Annotated in this window: 20 protein-coding genes; 1 reads left to right on the top strand and 19 read right to left on the bottom strand. The window is 42.5% G+C overall.

The features are described 5' to 3' along the window. Positions 1-122: 122 nt before the first annotated feature. The 7 genes from ADI76_RS05235 to parE all read right to left on the bottom strand — a co-directional run bounded on the left by ADI76_RS05235 (position 123) and on the right by parE (position 8,666). Positions 123-353 carry a DUF2969 domain-containing protein gene (locus ADI76_RS05235; protein ID WP_003003589.1) on the bottom strand — a complete coding sequence of 77 codons (231 nt, stop codon included), beginning with the start codon at positions 351-353 and terminating at the stop codon, positions 123-125. Positions 354-589: 236 nt separating this feature from the next. Continuing rightward, entirely contained in the window at positions 590-1,612 is a 1,023-nt protein-coding gene (locus ADI76_RS05230) for a branched-chain amino acid aminotransferase (protein ID WP_049515021.1), read from the bottom strand. A 175-nt stretch (positions 1,613-1,787) separates the two neighbouring features. Continuing rightward, the gene (gene parC / locus ADI76_RS05225) at positions 1,788-4,241 is read right to left on the bottom strand and encodes a DNA topoisomerase IV subunit A (RefSeq protein WP_049515020.1); all 2,454 of its coding nucleotides are present in this window, start codon (positions 4,239-4,241) and stop codon (positions 1,788-1,790) included. A 171-nt stretch (positions 4,242-4,412) separates the two neighbouring features. Beyond that, positions 4,413-5,231, bottom strand: coding sequence for an aminoglycoside 6-adenylyltransferase (locus ADI76_RS05220; RefSeq protein ID WP_049515019.1), 819 nt, complete (start codon positions 5,229-5,231; stop codon positions 4,413-4,415). A gap of 591 nt (positions 5,232-5,822) precedes the next feature. Beyond that, positions 5,823-6,227 carry a hypothetical protein gene (locus ADI76_RS05215; protein ID WP_049515018.1) on the bottom strand — a complete coding sequence of 135 codons (405 nt, stop codon included), beginning with the start codon at positions 6,225-6,227 and terminating at the stop codon, positions 5,823-5,825. 11 nt (positions 6,228-6,238) lie between these two features. Beyond that, on the bottom strand, positions 6,239-6,715 hold the full coding sequence (locus tag ADI76_RS05210) for a hypothetical protein (protein ID WP_049515017.1): 477 nt from the start codon (positions 6,713-6,715) through the stop codon (positions 6,239-6,241). Position 6,716: 1 nt separating this feature from the next. Then, on the bottom strand, positions 6,717-8,666 hold the full coding sequence (gene parE / locus ADI76_RS05205; RefSeq protein ID WP_049515016.1) for a DNA topoisomerase IV subunit B: 1,950 nt from the start codon (positions 8,664-8,666) through the stop codon (positions 6,717-6,719). A 187-nt stretch (positions 8,667-8,853) separates the two neighbouring features. On the opposite strand from parE, the gene plsY reads away from it, so the two are divergent. Further along, positions 8,854-9,498 (top strand): glycerol-3-phosphate 1-O-acyltransferase PlsY, encoded by a 645-nt coding sequence (gene plsY, locus ADI76_RS05200; protein ID WP_049515015.1) that lies wholly within the window; start codon positions 8,854-8,856, stop codon positions 9,496-9,498. Positions 9,499-9,579: 81 nt separating this feature from the next. On the opposite strand, the gene ADI76_RS05195 is transcribed toward plsY, so the two are convergent. The 12 genes from ADI76_RS05195 to ADI76_RS05140 all read right to left on the bottom strand — a co-directional run bounded on the left by ADI76_RS05195 (position 9,580) and on the right by ADI76_RS05140 (position 20,473). Next, positions 9,580-10,863 carry a glycosyltransferase gene (locus ADI76_RS05195; protein ID WP_049515014.1) on the bottom strand — a complete coding sequence of 428 codons (1,284 nt, stop codon included), beginning with the start codon at positions 10,861-10,863 and terminating at the stop codon, positions 9,580-9,582. Further along, entirely contained in the window at positions 10,823-11,479 is a 657-nt protein-coding gene (locus tag ADI76_RS05190) for a hypothetical protein (protein WP_049515013.1), read from the bottom strand. The genes ADI76_RS05195 and ADI76_RS05190 overlap by 41 nt, the downstream gene beginning before the upstream one ends. After that, positions 11,472-12,614 carry a glycosyltransferase gene (locus ADI76_RS05185; protein WP_049515012.1) on the bottom strand — a complete coding sequence of 381 codons (1,143 nt, stop codon included), beginning with the start codon at positions 12,612-12,614 and terminating at the stop codon, positions 11,472-11,474. Before ADI76_RS05185 ends, ADI76_RS05190 begins: the two co-directional genes overlap by 8 nt. Then, positions 12,614-13,387, bottom strand: a complete 774-nt coding sequence (locus tag ADI76_RS05180) for an SDR family NAD(P)-dependent oxidoreductase (protein WP_049515011.1) — start codon at positions 13,385-13,387, stop codon at positions 12,614-12,616. Before ADI76_RS05180 ends, ADI76_RS05185 begins: the two co-directional genes overlap by 1 nt. A 369-nt stretch (positions 13,388-13,756) precedes the next feature. Beyond that, positions 13,757-14,167, bottom strand: a complete 411-nt coding sequence (locus ADI76_RS05175; protein WP_049515010.1) for a hypothetical protein — start codon at positions 14,165-14,167, stop codon at positions 13,757-13,759. A 56-nt stretch (positions 14,168-14,223) separates the two neighbouring features. Then, a complete protein-coding gene (locus ADI76_RS05170) occupies positions 14,224-14,589 on the bottom strand; it encodes a hypothetical protein (RefSeq protein ID WP_049490686.1) in 366 nt (121 codons plus the stop codon). Between the two features lie 98 nt (positions 14,590-14,687). Beyond that, positions 14,688-15,473, bottom strand: coding sequence for an L-threonylcarbamoyladenylate synthase (locus ADI76_RS05165; RefSeq protein WP_049490685.1), 786 nt, complete (start codon positions 15,471-15,473; stop codon positions 14,688-14,690). Between the two features lie 98 nt (positions 15,474-15,571). Next, positions 15,572-16,162: a 3-isopropylmalate dehydratase small subunit gene (gene leuD, locus ADI76_RS05160; RefSeq protein ID WP_003007140.1), complete on the bottom strand. Its 591-nt coding sequence runs from the start codon at positions 16,160-16,162 to the stop codon at positions 15,572-15,574. Positions 16,163-16,173: 11 nt separating this feature from the next. Beyond that, on the bottom strand, positions 16,174-17,556 hold the full coding sequence (gene leuC / locus ADI76_RS05155; protein ID WP_024055810.1) for a 3-isopropylmalate dehydratase large subunit: 1,383 nt from the start codon (positions 17,554-17,556) through the stop codon (positions 16,174-16,176). 24 nt (positions 17,557-17,580) lie between these two features. Next, positions 17,581-17,859, bottom strand: a complete 279-nt coding sequence (locus ADI76_RS05150; protein WP_049515009.1) for a DUF1294 domain-containing protein — start codon at positions 17,857-17,859, stop codon at positions 17,581-17,583. A gap of 1 nt (position 17,860) precedes the next feature. Then, on the bottom strand, positions 17,861-18,898 hold the full coding sequence (gene leuB / locus ADI76_RS05145; protein WP_049515008.1) for a 3-isopropylmalate dehydrogenase: 1,038 nt from the start codon (positions 18,896-18,898) through the stop codon (positions 17,861-17,863). Between the two features lie 12 nt (positions 18,899-18,910). After that, the gene (locus tag ADI76_RS05140) at positions 18,911-20,473 is read right to left on the bottom strand and encodes a 2-isopropylmalate synthase (RefSeq protein WP_049515007.1); all 1,563 of its coding nucleotides are present in this window, start codon (positions 20,471-20,473) and stop codon (positions 18,911-18,913) included. Positions 20,474-20,812 lie beyond the last annotated feature (339 nt).

Below are 20,812 nucleotides of genomic sequence, written 5' to 3'. Positions count from 1 at the left end.
GGATTCGAACCCCCGAACCCGAAGGAGCGGATTTACAGTCCGCCGCGTTTAGCCTCTTCGCTATCTCTCCGTATAAATCAACAGGATCTATTATACCATTGATTTACTATGATTGCAAGCCCTTATTTATTCAAATTATAATTTTCTATCAAAATTTCAACGGCTTTTTCAAGTTTTTTGTAAAGCGAATCCACATTTCCATTTTTGATAATGGCAAACTGACCAGCCATGTCTGCAATTTCACCAATCGTTTTCTTTCCAATGGACAAAGTGAATCCATCAAAAGTGTCTTTTCCGACGGTTACTTTACTATCAACGATTTGAATCTCAATTTTCTTATCTTTTTTACTCATTTCAACCCTCTTTTCACTTTTTCTATTTTACAAAAATTCTCTTGATGAAGCAAGAGAAAAGGGAGTGGGCCAGAAAGAATTTAGTTCGAAATTCCTTCTTTATCCCACCCCCGCAAGAGTCATTCGGCATTCTTCTATTCCTAAAAGCGAATGAAGAGAAACATTAGCTACTGCGTTCTTTCGTTAAGAATCGTTCTCATTGAAATCTGGACACTTTGGTCTCAGACGCTTTCGGTTTAATCGACTTTGACAATCCATCCTTCTGGCGCTTCGACATCACCAAATTGGATACCGGTCAACTCGTCATAAAGCTTCCGTGTGACAGGACCTACTTCTGTTTCAGAATAGAAGACATGGAAGTCATCCCCGTGTTGAACACCTCCGATTGGAGAGATGACAGCTGCGGTACCACAAGCTCCTGCTTCTACAAAGCGATCCAAGTCATTGATAAAGACATCCCCTTCAATTGGTGTCATACCAAGACGGTGTTCTGCCAAGTAAAGTAAAGAATACTTGGTAATCGATGGCAAGATAGAAGGACTCAATGGTGTCACAAATTCGTTATTAGCAGTGATACCAAAGAAGTTTGCAGAACCAACTTCTTCAATCTTGGTGTGCGTCGCTGGATCGAGATAAATCACGTCAGAGAAGTTACGATCATGCGCAATCTTACCTGGCAACATACTAGCTGCATAGTTCCCACCAACTTTTGCAGCTCCAGTACCATGTGGTGCAGCACGATCATACTCATCTTGAATCAAGAAGTTCGTTGGAACCAAACCACCTTTAAAGTAGTTACCGACAGGCATTGCAAAGATGGTAAAGATATACTCATCTGCAGGTTTTACACCAATAATATCTCCAACACCGATCAAAAGAGGACGAAGGTAAAGGGTAGCTCCTGTACCATATGGTGGAACATACTCTTCATTGGCTTTTACGACTGCCTTACAAGCATCCACAAACATATCTGTTGGAACTTGAGGCATCAACAAACGATCTGCTGTACGTTGCAAACGTTTGGCATTTTGATCTGGACGGAACAATTGGACGCTTCCATCTTTTGTACGGTAGGCTTTCAACCCTTCAAAAGCTTGCTGACCGTAATGCAAACTTGGAGAAGATTCGGACAAATGCAAGGTCGCATCTTCTGTCAATTCCCCTTTTTCCCAAGCTCCATTGCGATAATGTGCCAAATAGCGATAAGGTAATTTCATATATGAAAAGCCAAGGTTTTCCCAATCAAGTGATACTGTCATGATAGTGCTCCTTTTAATTTTTTCTATTCCTTGTCGATCTGATGCAGGTCGATTCAGTTTCTCAATCTATGTACACTATTGTACACCATTTCATGAGAATTTCAAGCGAAATTTTCAATTTTCAGAAAATTTATTTTCAAAGAAAGTCAGTCCTAGAATGGACCGACGATTTCTTTTATTTGATAGTAGCTGAAAAAACTTCTTGATCCGAAATGGTATCGTTGACAAAGGATCCATTGCTTGTTCTTTCAGAAATGCTTAATTGTGTTAAATCAACTTCTGTTACCTGACCTGTTGTAGAAGTGATCTGAAGAATTTGATCTTGTTCTGCCACTTCTTCTTGGCTCGTAAAGAGATCAAAATCTCCCTGGTCAGTGAAGACTGAACCTGCCTTGAAGACACGGTGTGGTTTATTTTTCAACTCACGCAAAACCTGTAGTCCCCGTTTAGCCCGACTGGTCACAGGAATATCGTCTTGTAACATCCGTTTGAGACTGCCTCGCTGGGTCAGAATGTACATGCTTGGAGTCATCGACTTAAAGGCGGCAGCAACTTGATCTCCGTCTTTCAGGTTAATGGCTTTGACCCCTGCTGCTTTGGCTCCTACGACAGGGACCTCTTCAATATTGAAGCGCAAGCCATAACCATTTTTAGTAATGATCATGATATCTTCAAGGACAACTGGTGCAACTGCTACGATACGGTCGTCTTGGTCTTTTAGCTTAGCATACTTAGTCGATTTAGAACGATAAGTCCGCCATGGGCTCAATTCCTTGCGTTCAAAGCGCTTGATTTGTCCTTGTTGAGTTGCCGCAAAGTAGGTTACTCCCTCAAACTGATCCACAATCTCCGCAAAGAGAATTTCTTCCTCCTGCTCGAAATTGGTCAAGGTCTGACTGAGGTGCTCTCCGATATCCTTCCACTTGGTATCTGTCAATTCGTGAATTGGTCGATAAATGGCGTTCCCCAAGTTAGTAAAGAGTAAGAGATGCTGGGTGGTCTTAGCAGGCTCTACGAAAATCAACTCATCGTCGTCTCGCTTACCGACTTCTTCCAGTGTTGATGCATTGAAAGAACGAGGCGAGGTCCGTTTAATATAACCAGCACGGGTTACGCTGACGAAGGTTTCCTCTTCAACAATGAGACTGGCTGTATCAATCTCGATCGTTTTAGCAGTGTCTTGCAATTCACTGCGACGGGGATTCCCAAAGAGCTTCTTGACTTCACGCAACTCCTTCTTCATGAGATTAAACATGGTCCGTTCATCCCCAATGATGGCTGCCAAGGTCGCGATTTGCTCCTTGAGACTGGCATGCTCTTCTTCCAAGGTGACGATATCCGTATTGGTCAAGCGGTACAATTGCAAGGTAACAATAGCTTCTGCTTGTTCTTCCGTGAAATCGTAGCTGACCTTGAGGTTTTCTTTAGCATCTGCCTTATTATCAGAAGCACGGATCAAGGCGATGACTTCATCGAGGATAGAAATGACGCGGATCAAGCCCTCTACGATGTGGAGCCGTCGTTCTGCCTTTTCCTTATCAAAGCGCGAGCGAGCGACAATGATATCCCGACGGTGAGCAATGTAGCTAGACAGGATTGGCACAATCCCCACCTGACGTGGTGTGTAGTTGTCAATTGCCACCATATTGAAGTTGTAGTTGACCTGCAAATCCGTATACTTGAACAAGTAGTTCAAAATCAAATCTGCATTGGCATCTTTTTTGAGCTCAATGGCAATACGAAGACCGTCACGGTCAGACTCATCCCGAACTTCTGCGATACCGGCAACCTTGTTGTTAACACGGACATCGTCGATCTTCTTGACCAAGACTGCCTTGTTGATCTCATAAGGAATCTCGGTGACCACGATTTGTTGCTTACCACCTTTGAGTTGCTCGATTTCTGTCTTAGAGCGGACAACCACCCGGCCCTTACCAGTTTCATAGGCTTTCTTGATCTCATCACGCCCTTGGATAATGGCACCAGTCGGGAAGTCAGGCCCAGGTAGAAACTCCATGAGCTTGTCTACCTTGGCAGATGGATGGTCGATCATGTAGACCACGGCATCGATGACTTCAGCGAGATTATGTGGCGGAATATCTGTCGCGTAACCAGCTGAAATTCCTGTAGCTCCATTGACCAAAAGGTTTGGAAAGGCCGCCGGCAAAACAGTTGGCTCTTTTTCTGTATCGTCAAAGTTCCAGGCAAAGGGCACTGTGTTCTTTTCGATATCTTGCAAAAGATAACCAGCGATTTCGGACAAACGCGCTTCCGTATAACGCATGGCCGCTGGTGGATCACCGTCCATGGAGCCATTGTTTCCGTGCATTTCGACTAGGATCTCGCGGTTCTTCCAGTCTTGAGACATACGGACCATGGCATCATAGATAGAAGAATCCCCGTGAGGGTGAAAATTCCCCATGATATTTCCGACAGACTTGGCAGACTTGCGGTAGCCCTTGTCATGGGTATTGCCATCCTTATTCATAGAATAAAGAATCCGCCGTTGAACAGGTTTCAAGCCATCCCGAATATCAGGAAGAGCCCGTTCTTGAATAATGTATTTGGAGTAGCGACCAAAGCGCTCCCCCATGATGTCCTCTAGGGACATATTTTGAATATTAGACATAAGATACAAAGCCCTTAAAATAAAAGTGAAAATTAGAAATTTATCTTTTTCACACAGCACTCAGGGCGTGTTCAACTCCTTTCAAAGAATGTTGAGTAGTCTTTTGTAGAAAAAGGAATTCAGTCACACCAAGTAACCAAACGTTCCTTTCTGATGTTTAAAATAGATTCATTAACGATTAGAAAGTTTCTCTTTAGCATAAGAAATCATTTTCTCTGGAACTTCCATATCGTAAGTAACCCCCATCTTTTGAGCCAGAATTTGAGCTTCTCGATTGAATAGCCCCATGGTAGCAAATAAAGACTGAATGATTTTATCGAAACTAGATAAATCAAGCAAAGCTGAGAACTCCTTCTCTTGCCCGGCTGGTAGATACTGGAAGAGGTACTTGTAGTTCTTTCCGATATCAACTATTCCCCTATCGCTTGTCACCTGCCAAGCTATGACCTTAAGCAATTCTTGCTGACAAATGCCATAGAGGTGGTCGGTCGCATAAATAAGCTGATTTCTTCGAATGGCCTTTACGACATATGCCGATACCCACCAAAATTCATTGCAGGCGGCTGCAAATTCCTCTTCAGTAGGAGGAGCGGTCCAGTAGCGCTTGGAATTAGGCTGATAGGCTTCAAACAAGCCTTTGTCGTCTTTTATAACTTCAAAATTTGCTTCGCTGTCCACCCACTCTTGGATATACTCCTTGGGACAGAGGGTCAAATCGATACGGTTGCCGTCTTCAAATAGCATGAGATACAGACGACGATGTCCCAGACGGTTGTGCTGTTCGATGAGTCGATTTCCGTACTGATCCAACCAGGATAAATATGAAATCAGGTCTTCCAGATCATCAACGATATAGACCACATCATAATCTTGAAACTCGTCTTTGGGTGCCCAAGGATTGGCTCGCGAACCGGATAAGGCAATTGCTTCTACTTCTAGAGTATCAGCTATTTGCAAAATCAGATTCATCATTTCTGTATCAGTTCTCATCTTTTACTCCTTCATGGCTATGAGATACCTGGAATTGTTAATTTTTATCAAAATAAAGAGAAACAAATGGAAAAAACGATATGATCGTAATAACATGTTTCGCTAAATGGATGTTAATGATCCTCTTAAGAAATTGCCCTTGAACTTTAAAAATCCCCCTACTCATAAAGAGGCTAACTAGAAGTAAGAAAAATAAAATTAGAAAGTCTTTCAATAATTTCCATATATAAACAGAATAGAAATCGCTCTCCCTTTATATCCTCAAGTGAAATGATTTGAATGTACTACATAGAATAAAAGAACAATTCGAACTACCTAAATATCCTGCAGTACTCCAAGGCGATTTATCTTTTTCATAAGAAAATAGTCCTGCATTCAATTACCGCCACGTCTGGAAACAAACTATCCTTTCTGTAATTTCAAAACATATTTCCAAAAATCGGTAATAAGTTTTCATACAGCATTTAGGGCGTGGTCACTCGTTGAAAATTATCATAAAACAAAAACAATAATATATTTAATGTAATTATTAATTTGCGTAATTTGTGTTCAAATTCATACTCTTACTTTCTTAACTAGGATAATAGATAACTATAAGTTCTTTGTAACTCCCAATCCTATTGCACATATAATTCCAAAAGTCAGAAGTACTGGATCCCAATAAATTACAATAATTAGAATAAGAAGAATTATATATATGAACATCCCTATAAAATTTGTTGGATCATTTGTTACATTTTTCCACTTGAAATGAATTATGATAGAAAGTAGTAGTATACATATTATTCCAAGAACTAATGTAACAACATAATCCTTAGTTTGAAAAATCTCAAATGATTGTGCAATTAAGCCTTTCCTCTGTGCTAGAATACTTTTTATAGTATCACTATTTTTAAAAATAATCACTTTTATACAACAAATTATCGAATAAGTAGCAATAAAAATAAACTCAATACCTAAGCCAAACTTTTTTAAATAACATAAAAGATCTTCCATTAGTCTCTCCACTAAAATTTAAATAAAATCGTAATTAAAAATGTGATTAAGGCCCAAATAAGTGTCAATTTAGGGGCCATGGTAGATTCATCTTTAATTAACCACTTATAAACTATTAAAACAACATCATAAGCTAAATAAGTCAACAGATTTAAAAAAATATAAGTAAAAAAAACAAAAAGATTACTAACTTGCTTATTACCCACAGAAATAAAGTACGAAACTAAAGTAAAAATAGCACATATAGATATTAAAAAAGTTAATAAATTCTTTTTTTTATCGTTATACGATAGACCGACTTTAAAAAGAAAAATCATTATACTAATAAATGTTACTAGAACTATTTTGTTTTCTAATGATAACAAATCTAATTCATTAGACTTGCTATTGGTTATAATAGCAATCCAAATCTTGATCAACCTAATAAAATATAGAGTTAACAAACCACTAACAGGAACAGTAATCCATAAACGATTTTTATTTTTCACACTAAAACACCCCACTCTCCTCAAGCGTAAACTTAACATTGTCTTCAATCCATTGACGACGTGGTGCAGCCTTATCTCCCATAAGGACGGAGACACGGCGTTCTGCACGCGCTAAATCATCAATGGTGACACGGATCAGGGTGCGGGTTTCTGGGTTCATGGTGGTTTCCCAAAGCTGATCCGCATTCATTTCCCCCAACCCTTTGTAACGTTGAAGGGTTGCTCCACGGCCAAAAGTCCGCCGTAGGTCTTCCAATTCACTATCTGTCCAAGCATAGGCTACTTCTTCTTTCTTGCCTTTGCCTTTCGACATCTTATAAAGAGGAGGAAGCGCAATGTAGACATGCCCTGCTTCTACCAAAGGGCGCATATAGCGATAGAAGAAAGTTAGGAGCAAGGTTTGAATGTGGGCACCATCCGTATCCGCATCGGTCATGATAATGATCTTATCGTAGTTAGCATCCTCCACTGAGAAATCTGCCCCAACTCCAGCACCGATGGTGTAGATCATGGTGTTGATTTCCTCGTTCTTGAGGATATCACTCATATTGGCCTTCTCAGTATTAAGAACCTTCCCACGAAGGGGGAGAATCGCTTGGAACTTCCGATCCCGTCCTTGTTTGGCAGAACCGCCGGCTGAGTCTCCTTCGACTAGATAAAGTTCGTTTTTCTTAGGATTTTTAGACTGGGCTGGTGTCAATTTACCAGACAAAAGTCCCTTGTCCTTTTTGCTCTTCTTGCCATTTCGGCTTTCATCCCGCGCCTTTCGAGCAGCTTCACGCGCATCCCGGGCCTTAATAGCCTTACGAATGAGATTGGAAGCCAACTCCCCATTTTCCATGAGGAAGAAGGTCAATTTATCAGAAACAATGCTATCGACGACTGGACGAGCCAAGGGACTTCCTAATTTGTCTTTGGTTTGTCCTTCAAACTGCAAATGGGCTTCTGGAACTAAGATCGAAAGAACAGCTGACAAACCTTCACGGTAGTCTGATCCTTCCAGATTCTTGTCTTTTTCTTTGAGAAGTCCTATCTTTCTTGCATAGTCGTTCATAGCCTTAGTAATGGCTGTCTTCAGACCCGTCTCGTGGGTTCCCCCATCTTTGGTGCGGACATTATTAACGAAGGACAAGATATTATCTGAGTAGCCATCATTGTATTGCATAGCCACTTCTACCTGAAAACCATCTGATTCGCCACTAAAGTAAAGAACAGGTGTCAAAGTTTCCTTGTCTTCGTTCAAGTACTCTACGAAATCTTGGACACCATTTTCATAGTGAAAGGCCACATGGTTGTCTTCTTCCTTACGGAGATCAGTCAGCGTCAGCGTCACGTCCTTCAGCAAGAAGGCTGATTCTTTGATTCGCTCAGCAATGGTATTGAATTTGAAATCCGTCGTTGAAAAGATGGTTGGATCCGGCATGAAGGTGACCTTGGTCCCTGTCTTAGACTTAGGAGCCGTTCCTATCTTCTCAAGAGTGGTAACTGGTTTCCCACCATCTTCAAAGCGTTGCTTATAGACCGCTCCATCACGGGTAATCTCAACCTCAAGCCAGCTAGAGAGGGCGTTTACGACCGAAGATCCCACTCCGTGAAGACCTCCAGATGTCTTATAACCTCCTTGACCAAACTTCCCTCCGGCGTGGAGGACCGTAAAAATCACTTCAACGGTTGGTTTGCCCATAGCATGCATCCCAGTCGGCATTCCACGTCCTTGGTCTTCTACCGATAGAGAACCATCTTTATTAATCGAGACATCGATTTGTGATCCAAAGCCAGACAAGGCTTCATCGACCGCATTATCCACGATCTCCCAGACCATGTGATGTAAGCCATTTCCGTCGGTCGATCCGATATACATCCCTGGACGTTTACGGACCGCATCCAACCCTTCTAGTACCTGAATGGCATCGTCATTATAATTATTAATATTGATTTCCTTTTTTGCCACAAGGAACCTCCTGTTTGTTCATCTTTTCTATATTACAGTTTTTTAGGAAATTTTGCAAAATTTTTTCTCTTTATATGGAGATTTCTATATCTCAGTAAAAAAAGCTGGCTTGACACTTTCTTCAGATGTCACACTTGAACTCCAGAAATTGCTTTTTCTATCGATGGCTTTTTGATATAATGAGAGTATGATAAAAGAAATAAGTGTTTTAATTTTAGCCTATCTGTTAGGCTCCATTCCTTCGGGATTATGGATTGGGAAAATCTTTTTCCATATTAATTTACGGGAACATGGCTCGGGCAATACAGGAACGACCAATACCTTTCGGATTTTAGGGAAGAAAGCTGGGATCATTGTCTTTGCAATTGATTTCTTGAAAGGAACTTTGGCCGTTCTCCTTCCGACTTTCTTTGGAATTCAGGGGATCTCGCCGATGGTCTTTGGTCTCTTAGCCGTTTTGGGGCACACTTTCCCAATTTTTGCTGGATTTAAGGGTGGAAAGGCAGTGGCGACGAGTGCTGGTGTCTTACTTGGTTTCTCGCCTATCCTGCTACTCATTTTAGCAGTTTATTTTGTAGCCAGCCTGTATTTAACCAGTATGATTTCGTTTTCGAGTGTTACCGTTGCGCTACTCGCCATTCTTTCGGTCCTCCTTCTTCCTTTGACTGGATGGATCTTGCACAGCTATGATCCGCTTTTTACAGTCATTGTCTTGGCCCTAGCAATCTTGATCATTCTTCGTCACAAGGACAATATCCAACGGATCAAGGAGAAAAAAGAAAATCTCATCCCATGGGGAAAAAACATCACCCATCAACAACCAAAAAACTAGAGTAAGCGCTCTAGTTTTTTATATTCATTAAATAGAAGATCTCTGGAAAAAGCAAATAGGAGTCTCTCCCTTCTCTTTCTTTTATAACTTCACTTTCAGGAGTCTCTCAATTTCTTGATAAAGAATCTTTGTTGGCTGGTAGGCTTTGCTTTTCTGAGCCAGATCCTTTAGGTGCGACCAATCTTCCCGAGAAACCAATTCATTAAATAAGCGCAAAACTTCGGAATCTGTCTTTTTACGAGATACCAATCCTACTTGGAATAACTCAGCCCGAACCGCATTGTCAAACTGGTCATAGTCCTGGGGCAAAATCAGACTAGGAATCCCCTCTTCGATACACCCCATTAAAATCCCAGCACCTGCATGATGAATGGCAAAGTCCATTTGATCCAGAACATCTGAATAAGGGAGGTAATCAAAAATCAGAAGATTATCTGACAACATCCTTGGTGGATGCTCCAAACCACTAGGGTCGCCTAGGGTTACGTAAAAGACATAGTCAGGATGTTCTTGGCTCAAAAGCTTTGCCAACTCCACCATTCGCTCTTTTTCCCATTTTAAATGAGTGCCACAGGTAACGAGGACCCGCTTTTTAGAACTCGTAAAATACTGTTTCTGTTCTTGAGGAAGTCGATCAAAAGAGAGACAGCGATAACCAACCCATTTAAGCTGGGAAGGAAAATCGTCTCGAAACTCCAACTCTTTCATGCCCAGAGCCAAGATTGAATAGGGAGAATAGACCCCTTCTGTCCCATCTTCACGGTAGAGTTTAAAATCCTGTAGGGTATCGAGATTCTTCTTAACCAGCGCTAATCCAACCTTCTTTGCCAGACGGATAACTTGCCTGCCCAGAGCATCTCTCCACTTGTAGAAGGTCCCCTGGTGCGGTTTCCAGCCTCCTAGATAAGCCGGCGTTGTCGAGCGACTTTCAATCGCTACTGGACTTGGAATGGTCGTAATCCAGGGAATGTCCAAACGATCTGCTAAAACTCCAGCAGGAGCGGCTACAAAATCTGCAATAATCAAGTCCGGTTGTCCTTCAGAGTCCCAAATTCGATTTATCTCGTTGAAAACTTCAGGAATCAGCCTGCTATTGGCCCCTAATTGTTGGTACATGATAAAGAGATTTGCTTGCTTGGCTGTATTGGCTATATCTTCCATGACTGTCGGACGGTCAGGAAACAAGGCAAGGCAGTCGAAGCCAATCTGCTCGACCAATTCCTTTTTTTGAAAACCTGTGATGACTCGAACCTGAAAACCAGGATCCTCCAGCAAGGGCTTGACCAAAGTCAAAGTCGGAAATAAATGACCACTAAAGGGGACGCTAATCACATCGATTTTTATCACTTTGTCTAATCCAGTCATAGATGATTCCTTTCACATCTTCTCTGTATTCATAGCTATAATGATTCGTATCCACTTGGATATCCGCTGAATGGCGGTCCAAAATTCGTGAATAAGGATCTTTTTTGCCTTTGATAACCAATACCTCTACTTCCTTTTGACGTAAGAGAAGCTGGGAAACAGGTCCAAGCGCTATCACGCGCAACCTTGGCAAGGATACCTCCTTCCCTACATTTCTAAGCCACTGCGTCAGCATATTAACCCCTGAACTCTTACAAACAAGAACCACCTCCTGCACTTCCAGTAAGGGAGACAAGTGTTGTTGTATGAGCTTTTGAAAGCGAGAGTTCAAAATGGTATACCAATAATAGATGATATTGGATGCAGAAGCTGACAAGAGGGATACTTGAGGAAACTTTATATGTTCAAAATCTTGATTGAAGGGGAAATTACTCTCTACTACTCTATAACCTGATGGACAAATCGCATGGAGGAGGTCTAGTTGTCCTGCTGTCAGTCCAGCACAGGAGTAGTCACTGCTCCCACTGAGAAAGAGGACCAAGCGATTAGAGTCTAGCATGGTCTGATCAAGAGATAAATCAGACAAGCGATCTAGATAGGACTTCATCTTACTCATAACGAATCTTTCCGTCCGTCACACGAATCTTCCGCCCCCGCCAATTAATCACAGGAGGAGTCATCAGAACATAGATAAACAGCCAAGGAAGCAGGAGATCATTCAGCACTTCGTAAACGACTTCGTCCAAGTGGAGGTGACTGGGTAGAATGCTTTGTCGATAGAGGAGCATCCAAACTGCCTTGAATACTAGTAAGCTTAAGGCTAGAAGAAGATAAGGCCATCCTAAAATGATACTTAAGATCAAAGTTGGAAGAGGTAGAAAACTCGGTAAACCTATGAGACTAAACAGCTTCCAATCCAGGTGTTCTTTGAGATAGATAGAGCTAAAGAGAAGCCAACGCTTCATCTGGAGCAAATATTGCTTGGCATCCTTGATAGTGGTTCGAACATTACAGGTGACCCGTGTTTGGATAATGGATACTCCTTTACTCCTTAAAAAATCAGCTACGGCTAAATCATCACATAGATAATCCTTAATCGCTGTGAAGAGCTTCTGACCTTTTGCAAGTTCTACCGGTAGAATATAGAACATCCCGTTGATGGAATGATTCGCCTCAACTTCTGCCATGGTAAAATAGGTAATAAAGGAATTGCCATTAACGAATGCTGCGACCAGCTTGGACCAGAAATTGCTTCTCTCCTGGTTATAAGGAATACCTGTCAGAATGACCTCTTGACCCAAATAGGCGGTCAGCTCACCCATTTTAGAAAAATCAATCACACTATCATCGTCCAAAACAATCAGATAAGGCCGGGTCAGCTCCTCTACAACCTGCTCAATCTTGTAACTCTTGGGATTAATCCCCTGAGGGACGTCTTCAATGAGAAAAATTCGAATGCGTTGGGCAAAGGAAGCCTCTTGGCAAATCTGATCTGCTACTCGTTGGGCTTCTATATCAGACTGATCAATCAACCAGTAGAATTCTACTGCTTCAGTTTGCTGGAGATTGGCCCGCAAATCACTCTCTAAACGAGGATCCCCAGAAAGGATGGGTTGAACCACCGTAAAAAGCTCTTCTGGGAAGTCCGCAATATGAGCCTGACCTCTTTTATAATAAGTAAAGGACAGCAACCAACGGATGAGAAATAAGAGAAGATAAGCAAGGCCTAAAAATATAAATATGAATTTCATCAATTAAGTCCCTTTCGTAAATACCTGGCGAGGACACGAATGAGCCATCTTTGGGGAAGCAGTCGACCTAGCCAAACTAGCAAGCGATAGCGAAGGCCGATAATCTCATAGGAAGTATCCCCTTCTATGAATCGGATCAACTGCTGAGCGACTTTCTCAGGCTTCATCTGCAAGCGACTGCCACCCAATGCTTCTACTAGTTTTTGGGGAAAAATAGCTGTTTGGACTGGTCCAAGAATATAGAGACCTAGCTGAATCGGGGAATCTGATTGCCTCAGTTCCTCCTGGAGAGCAAGAGTGTAGGTCTGCAAGGCAGCCTTGCTAGCACTGTAGGCTGCTAGATAGGGATGAGGAAAAAGAGCTGCCAACGAAGACAGCTGGACCAGCTTGATCTTCTGATTCTTTTGCACCACCTGCTTGATTAGCTGGACTGGACTATGATAGTTGACCTGCCAGAGGTCTTGCTCACTAGCTGAATCAAGGTCACATCCTAGGGAAAAATAGGCTAGTCCCGCACAATTGACGAGAAGATCAGCATCTAGACTCTCTACAAAAGCTTCTAGAGCCACTTGATCTAGCATATCTAATGTTAGGATTGAAAGCTGCGCCTTACTCCCAGTGAGTTCCTTTTGGACTTGGGAGAGTTTGTCAGCATCTCGACCCACTAAGATCAGATGATCCAGACTTCTTGCCAGTTCTTTCGCTAGCTGCCGGCCAATCCCTCCTGTAGCGCCTAAAATGATTGCTTTTTTTATAGTATCTTCCATCTTCATAACTCTAGTGTACCAAATTTCAACCAGTTAGAAAACTCTTACTACCATTCACAAACTTTACAGTTCAACCCCCTACTTATCAAAAAGGTCTCTAACGTAAAAATAGAGTCCTTTTTGTCTTTTGTCTATTTCCCAACCCTACTTCGATAACTACTAGCTATTAGGCGATCAAATAGGAAAGGTCGGTTTAATAAAACTACTGGAGCTGTGATGATTACAAATAGTACCAACATGAAAAAGTAAGAGCAAACAAGCAGAGGAACAAGAGTCTACCTGTAGCTTTATTAAACTCACTCATTAAAGTCACTAGGCTCAATGGAATCAAGAAGAAATAGGTATCTCATAAGATTTCTCTTAGATCAGTATCCACTATAAAGCATCGACTAGGTCCATCAGTATTTCCATAGGTGTTTTTTTCCTACGACCATTAACCGTTTCGATAAGATGATAAACTTTTAAACGATTGTCATTGCTAAAGACAAACTCAAAGCGGAATTCGCGTCCGTTGGGTGCCACTGTATCAAATTTCGTTTTATATTTATCATGAACGGGGCTAACTGGAAACTTATTGAAGAGCAAGCGACGCTTATCTCCTGCTTCTTTCAAACACTTTTCTAGCTCCTGGCAATAGTTATAAAACAGCTGATAGAGGTCTTCTTCTGAAATTCTTCTTCTCCGAACTAGTGATGTAAAATCCGAAAAATTTCTGCGCGGGATTTCAATGCTAAATGAGAAGCCCTCTTGGTTGATTCTTTCTAAAAATGCATCTCTTGAAATCATAGAACCACTCTTTCTTTTATCAATCTGTAGTGAACCCTTATTGTTTCTATACACATTCAATCCATTATGTAGTCAAGCAGATCCATCAGGGTGAGTTTCTTACGACCATTGACGGTCTCAAAGAGATTATAAACTCTAAGTTGTTGGTTCTTTTTAAAAGCAAACTCAAAGCGAAATTCGCGACCATTGCATGCGACTATATAAAATCCGGTCTGATACTTTCTCTTATCGGCTACTGCCTGCATTTGCCGGTCTTCTACCTCTTTACAAAGTAAAAGAAAGATCTGATAGAGTTGCTCCTCAGAGAGCCTTTTTCTCCAAACTAATGACTTGAAGTTATTGTACGTCCACCATGGGATTTGGATATTGAAGGAAAAACCTTCCTGATTAGCTTTATCGATAAATGCTTTTCTGGAGACCATACTAACTCCTCTTCTAATGGAACATCGTTTGACTCTATTATACCATCTTTTATCCTTTCACAAAAAAGCATTCCAAACGGAATGCTGTTTTCTATTTCTTAATAGTATTCCCCTTGGCGGTAGTTCCAAGAGTTGAAATGATCAGATAAGTGCATCATGATCTTATCGATATCCAATCCTTTACGGATCACAACTGGACAAGTATTGACAGAACGGCTACCTGTCCCTTGTTCTGGGATGAGTTTTCCTTCGGCATCAACCATAGAGACCATCACACCTTGTTCATAGCGAGTTTCAATGGTCTTGTCTGGTTGGATAGAAGCTACATAATCATCGGCTTCAATGACCAAGTCCACGGCACCTTCGATGCGCTCACCGATTCCTTCGACCTTCCCGCGGTTTCCTTTACCGGAAGGGTTGGCTGAAGAAGCGTAAACCATCTTGCCTTCTTTTTCCCACATTTCTTTGGCGATTTGCTCACCAGCTTTACCAAATTTGATGACAAAGCATGAAGTTCCACGAACGTCTGTCATGAGTTCTTCACGTCCATCTCCGAAAGCTTGCAATTTTGCATAGGCATCTTCACGCCAAGGAAGGATACAACCAAGCAAGATATCTTCATCCCAATGTTTTTGGTAGAAGGCTTCGATTTCAGGATTCAATTGCGCAAGGGCACGAAGTTCATCCATGCTTCCGCAAAGAACCACACCTGGTTTGTTGCGGTTGCGTTCTTTGGCTTCGAATTTCCGTTCCAAGCCAGCCTTGTCACTGGTCATGATGATGTAGCCAACTTTGGTAGGGCAGACGATACAACCCCCCTCTCCTTTAAGAATATCAAATCCTTCTTGTGAAAGTTGTCCGTCCCATTGAATGTGTTTTGTCATAAGTCTCTTTCCTTTTCTATTCTTTTTAGTATTGTATCAAAATATAGTCTCAAATTCAATATATTTTCAGAAAATTCGTAATTCGATATACAATTTTATCATTGCCAGTAAGCTGGCCGGTTCTTCTCATAAGCTGCAATCAAGTCTTCGTACTGAAGCGTAATCCCGATATCATCCAAGCCATTGAGCAATTTGTGCTTCCAATCTTGATCGATCTCAAAGCGAAACTCTCCTACAGGCGAGATGATCTTCTGCTCTTCCAAATCCACCGTCACTGGATCTGTCGGCTTCAAACTTGCCAATTGTTGACGAACCTCAAGTGGTTGGACAATCGGCAGCATGCCATTATTAAGCTCATTATTGTAATGGATATCTCCAAAAGATCCAGCGATAACGACTTTAAAGCCATAATCAGCTAAAGCCCAGGCTGCGTGCTCCCGAGAGGAACCAGCCCCAAAATTGTCACCAGTAATCAAAATGGTCGCCTTGCGGTATTCTGGCTTGTTAAAGATAAAATCTGGATCCTCAGTATACTGGTCATCCAAATAGCGCCAAGCATACATGAGGTATTTCCCAAAACCTTTTTTATCAATCAACTTTAAGAATTGCTTGGGGAGGATTTGGTCGGTATCAATATTATCGTTCATCAAAGGAACTGTTGTTCCTGTATAAATGGTAAATTTCTCCATGCTTCCTCCTTTTACTCGACTTCTGGCATTTGGCGCACGTCGACAAAACGACCAGCTATTGCTGCTGCTGCAGCCATTGCTGGGCTACAGAGATGGGTCTTAGCCCCAAATCCTTGACGATCTTCAAAGTTCCGGTTGCTAGTAGAAGCACAGTGGACGCCATCTGGAACCTTGTCTGGGTTCATTCCTAGACACATGGAGCATCCTGGATCACGCCATTCAAAGCCCGCATCCATGAAGATCTTGTCTAAGCCTAATTTTTCAGCGGCTTGCTTAACTGGACGAGAGCCAGGTACCACAATAGCAGTTAAGTTTGGCGCAATTTTTTTGCCTTTCACAAACTTGGCTGCCAACTCCAAATCGCTGAGACGCGCATTGGTACAAGAACCGATAAAGATATAGCCTAATTCAATGTCTGCTGGTTTTTGGCCAGGTTCAAGATCCATATAATGATAAGCCCGTTCATCATTCATGTCCCGAATCTCTGGAAATGGAGTCTCAAAGTCCACTCCCATAGAAGGATTGGTCCCCCAAGTCACCATCGGAGCAAGATCAGATACATCCATACGGATGACCTTATCATAAACGGCATCGTCATCACTGACTATAGTCTTCCAATCAGCTACTGCGGCCTCAAAATCATCTGGCACACATTCGCGTCCCCGGAGGTAGTCAAAGGTCGTCTCATCTGGATTCATGATCCCCATTTTGGACCCGAACTCGATCGACATGTTACAGATGGTCATGCGTTCTTCCATGGTCAAGCGATCAATTGCTTCTCCCCGATACTCTACGACATAGCCAACTCCACAAGCAACACCGTAGCGCGCTATCAAAGCTAGGATGTAATCCTTTGAATAGATCCCTTTTTGTGGGGTTCCGGTGAATTCAACCAACATTTTCTTTGGTTTGACTTGCCAGATGGTTTGGGTGGCAAAGACATGCTCCACTTCACTGGTTCCAATCCCAAAGGCAATGGCACCAAAGGCTCCGTGAGTTGCGGTATGGCTGTCTCCACAGACAATAAATTTTCCAGGCTGTGTCCGACCGGTTTCAGGGCCCACCATATGAACGATTCCTTGCTTAGCAGAACCATGGGCAGCATGATCAATCCCAAAGTCCACCACATTCTCAGCTAATTTATCAATCTGGGCTTTTGAAATCACATCACGAATATCAAAAATATTGACCGTTGGAACATTGTGATCAAAGGTTCCAAAGGTTAAATCGGGTCGTCGGACCTTGCGTCCTGCATCCCGTAATCCTTGAAAGGCTTGCGGACTCGTCACTTCGTGGATGTAGTGTTGGTCCACATACATGAGTTGGGGTTGCCCTTCCACTCCTGTAATAACATGGCGGTCCCAAAGTTTATCAAAGATTGATTTTCCACTCATCGTCTTTCTCCATTTATCTTCTTGTTAGGAAATCCATTGAAGGATTAGAAAGAGGGCACCTGCTAAAAGTAGGCTACTGCCCCACCAGGTAGCTTGAAAATACCATTTCCGCACCTTGTGGTGAAAGAGATATCCGCCTAGTAGAGCTCCGAATCCACCAAGTAGCCAGCTCTCGAGTAACAGGACCTTTTCAGGAATCCGCCACCTCTTTTGGATAGCTTTTCGTTTATCTAAACCATAGGTCAGAAATACGATACTATTCCAAATAGCAATAAGAACTAAACAGCGATCTCTCCAAGTCATCTTAGAGATTCCCAATAATGGCTGCAGTCATCTCTGCAGTAGAAGCCTGACCACCTAGATCCCGTGTCAAGATTCCTTGATTCAAGGTTTGATTGACGGCTTCTTCGATCATTTCTGCACCTGCTGTTTCTCCAAAACTGTCTCGGAGCATCATAGCAACGGACAGAATCATGGAAATCGGATTGGCAATGCCTTGACCTGCAATATCAGGTGCTGAACCATGAATCGGTTCGTACATACTTGGTCCTTGGTCGGAATGACTGGCAGATGGCATCACGCCTAGTGTTCCAGGAAGGACGCTGGATTCGTCAGATAAGATATCTCCGAATAGATTCTCTGTCACTACGACATCAAAGCGGGCTGGATTGGTAATCATGATCATGGCCGCACTATCGACAAGCTGGTGCTCTAAGGTCACATCTGGAAATTCTTTGGCAACTTCTTCTGCCACTTGGCGCCACAATTTAGAGGTTGCCAGAACATTTTGCTTATCGATACTGGTCACTTTCTTGCCACGTCCTTGCGCGATCTTGAAGGCTTGGCGCATAATCCGACGAATTTCTTCTGCACTGTAATCATTGATATCGCGCGCTGTATCTTCTTTCAAGATATGCTCTCCAAAGTAAATCCCACCTGTCAATTCACGCACTACTACAAAGTCGACACCCTCGATACGCTCTGGTTTCAAAGGAGACAAGTGTTTCAAGGCGTCAAAAATCCGTACAGGACGAATATTGGCAAAGAGATTTAATTCCTTGCGAATAGCGAGCAGGCCTTGTTCTGGACGAACAGGAGCATGGTCATATTCAGGACTCCCGATGGCTGCGAGAAGAATAGCATCCGCTCCTTTAGCTGCTTTTAGAGTATCTTGGGGAAGTGGGTGGCCAGCAGCATCAATTCCAGCTCCCCCAAAAGGTTTGTCTTCAAGACTATAATCAAAGCCGATTTTTGGAGCGACGGCTGCGAGGACCTCCAGTCCAGCAGCCATGATCTCAGGGCCAATCCCATCTCCTGCAAGTGTTACAATTTTCTTTGTCATGTTCATTTCCTCTTAGGCTTGTGGAAGATCACGGTAGGAGACAGCTCGTCCCATCTCACCCGCATTCTCTTTTTGAACCAGCGTGTTGGCATTGATATAAGCAATGGCAGAGGCTTTTAATACGTCGAAGTCCAAACCAGAGGCATTGAAGATCGTATCTGTATCGACATTTTCCACCGATACCAAGACACGGGCTTGGGCGTCGATTCCATCAGTCACCGCATCGATATTGTAAGAGGTCAAGCGAACGGTTTGGTTGAAGAATTTATCAATCGCATTAAAGATGGCTTCAACAGACCCTTGACCATTGGCAAGGAACTCAAGCACTTCCCCTTCTTCATTGCTGAGGCTAACTGCTGCTGTAATGGTTTCGTCTGCGTTGGTTGTCAAGCGGAGGTCATTAAATTGGAATCCTTCTGGATTTTCCACTGCTATACCGGCAACAAGGGCACGGATATCAGCATCGGTGATCTCGTGTTTCTTATCTGCCAGAGATTTGAACTTAGCAAACAATGGCTGGATGTCTTCTTCTGTGAATTCCAGTCCTAACTCATGCAATTTTTCGACAAAGGCATGGCGACCAGACAATTTTCCAAGAGGGAGACTATTGCTCTTGACACCCACCAACTCAGGGGTGATGATTTCGTAGGTAAGAGGATTTTTAAGAACCCCATCTTGGTGAATCCCAGACTCGTGTGAGAAGGCATTACCACCAACAACCGCTTTGTTTTTAGGAATTGGAATCCCAGAGTAACGAGAAACCAACTCAGAAGTATTGATGGTTTCATTGAGCACAATCGGACTCTCCACTTGGTAATAGTCTTCGCGAATATTAAGAGCGACCGCTACTTCTTCAAGCGCTGCATTTCCAGCTCGTTCACCGATACCATTGATGGTCCCTTCAACACGACCAGCTCCATTTTTTACAGCGGCGAGGCTATTCGCCACTGCCATTCCTAGATCATCATGGCAATGAGGTGAATAGATAATCTCGCGGTCCGTCTTGATATGGTCAATCAAGTATTTGAAAATCGCGCCATACTCTGCTGGTGTCGTGAAACCGACTGTATCAGGAATATTGATGTAGCTAGCCCCTGCGTCGACCGCAGTCTGGACAACTTGCAAGAGGAAATCCAATTCCGTCCGTGTCGCATCTTCTGGTGAGAACTCCACAACCTCAAACTTTGAACGCGCATATGAAACGTGCTCTTTAATGGCTTCAAGAATTTCTTCCTTGCTCTTGTTGAGTTTAAACTCCCGGTGAATGGGACTGGTTGCGATAAAGACGTGAACTTGCGGATACTTGGCATCCTTTAAGGCTTCATAACAAGCATCAATATCTGATTTGACAGAACGAGCTAGGCCAGTTACAGCTGTCTTGGTCAAGGCTTTTGCAATCTCTTGAACAGCTGTGAAGGAATCCGGACTAGCCGCTGGAAAACCTGCTTCAATAGCAGAAATACCCCATTTTTCCAATTGTTTGGCAATAGCAATCTTTTCTTTGATAGAGAAATTAACTCCCGGAGTCTGTTCACCATCCCGAAGGCTGGTATCTAAAAATTCAACTTTGCGCATAGGGTCTCCTCATTTCTATGTAGTGGATATAAAGAAAAACATCTCACTCGGTCAACCAAGCGAGATGTTTTTGCCCGCTTGGTAAGCCAAACAGGACTAATGCTTCTGCACTAGCCCTTATACCTCAACAACAAAGCAAATTGAATAAACTTAGCTGTTTTCATGTTTGACTTTCTCCTTTGTTCAATGTCTTGTTTAGTATTTTAGCATAGGGAAAAAACAATGTCAAGAATTTTCTGTAATATTCTGAATTTTTTGAATAGAAACAAAATAGAGCTTTCAGTTCTAATTAGACTAAAGACAACCTCTTTTTACATAAGAAAACCTAGTGCTATTAAA

This window comes from Streptococcus parasanguinis (genome assembly GCF_001074805.1).
GTDB lineage: Bacteria > Bacillota > Bacilli > Lactobacillales > Streptococcaceae > Streptococcus > Streptococcus parasanguinis_A.
The sequence above is the reverse complement of the archived record's forward strand: the minus strand, read 5'-3'. Positions and strand labels throughout refer to the sequence as shown.

Coding starts and splice junctions, on each gene's coding strand:
- ADI76_RS05235 (WP_003003589.1), bottom strand. CDS start 353: ATGAGTAAAAAAGATAAGAAAATTGAGATTCAAATCGTTGATAGTAAA.
- ADI76_RS05230 (WP_049515021.1), bottom strand. CDS start 1,612: ATGACAGTATCACTTGATTGGGAAAACCTTGGCTTTTCATATATGAAA.
- parC (WP_049515020.1), bottom strand. CDS start 4,241: ATGTCTAATATTCAAAATATGTCCCTAGAGGACATCATGGGGGAGCGC.
- ADI76_RS05220 (WP_049515019.1), bottom strand. CDS start 5,231: ATGAGAACTGATACAGAAATGATGAATCTGATTTTGCAAATAGCTGAT.
- ADI76_RS05215 (WP_049515018.1), bottom strand. CDS start 6,227: ATGGAAGATCTTTTATGTTATTTAAAAAAGTTTGGCTTAGGTATTGAG.
- plsY (WP_049515015.1), top strand. CDS start 8,854: ATGATAAAAGAAATAAGTGTTTTAATTTTAGCCTATCTGTTAGGCTCC.
- ADI76_RS05195 (WP_049515014.1), bottom strand. CDS start 10,863: ATGACTGGATTAGACAAAGTGATAAAAATCGATGTGATTAGCGTCCCC.
- ADI76_RS05190 (WP_049515013.1), bottom strand. CDS start 11,479: ATGAGTAAGATGAAGTCCTATCTAGATCGCTTGTCTGATTTATCTCTT.
- ADI76_RS05185 (WP_049515012.1), bottom strand. CDS start 12,614: ATGAAATTCATATTTATATTTTTAGGCCTTGCTTATCTTCTCTTATTT.
- ADI76_RS05180 (WP_049515011.1), bottom strand. CDS start 13,387: ATGAAGATGGAAGATACTATAAAAAAAGCAATCATTTTAGGCGCTACA.
- ADI76_RS05175 (WP_049515010.1), bottom strand. CDS start 14,167: ATGATTTCAAGAGATGCATTTTTAGAAAGAATCAACCAAGAGGGCTTC.
- ADI76_RS05170 (WP_049490686.1), bottom strand. CDS start 14,589: ATGGTCTCCAGAAAAGCATTTATCGATAAAGCTAATCAGGAAGGTTTT.
- ADI76_RS05165 (WP_049490685.1), bottom strand. CDS start 15,473: ATGACAAAACACATTCAATGGGACGGACAACTTTCACAAGAAGGATTT.
- leuD (WP_003007140.1), bottom strand. CDS start 16,162: ATGGAGAAATTTACCATTTATACAGGAACAACAGTTCCTTTGATGAAC.
- leuC (WP_024055810.1), bottom strand. CDS start 17,556: ATGAGTGGAAAATCAATCTTTGATAAACTTTGGGACCGCCATGTTATT.
- ADI76_RS05150 (WP_049515009.1), bottom strand. CDS start 17,859: ATGACTTGGAGAGATCGCTGTTTAGTTCTTATTGCTATTTGGAATAGT.
- leuB (WP_049515008.1), bottom strand. CDS start 18,898: ATGACAAAGAAAATTGTAACACTTGCAGGAGATGGGATTGGCCCTGAG.
- ADI76_RS05140 (WP_049515007.1), bottom strand. CDS start 20,473: ATGCGCAAAGTTGAATTTTTAGATACCAGCCTTCGGGATGGTGAACAG.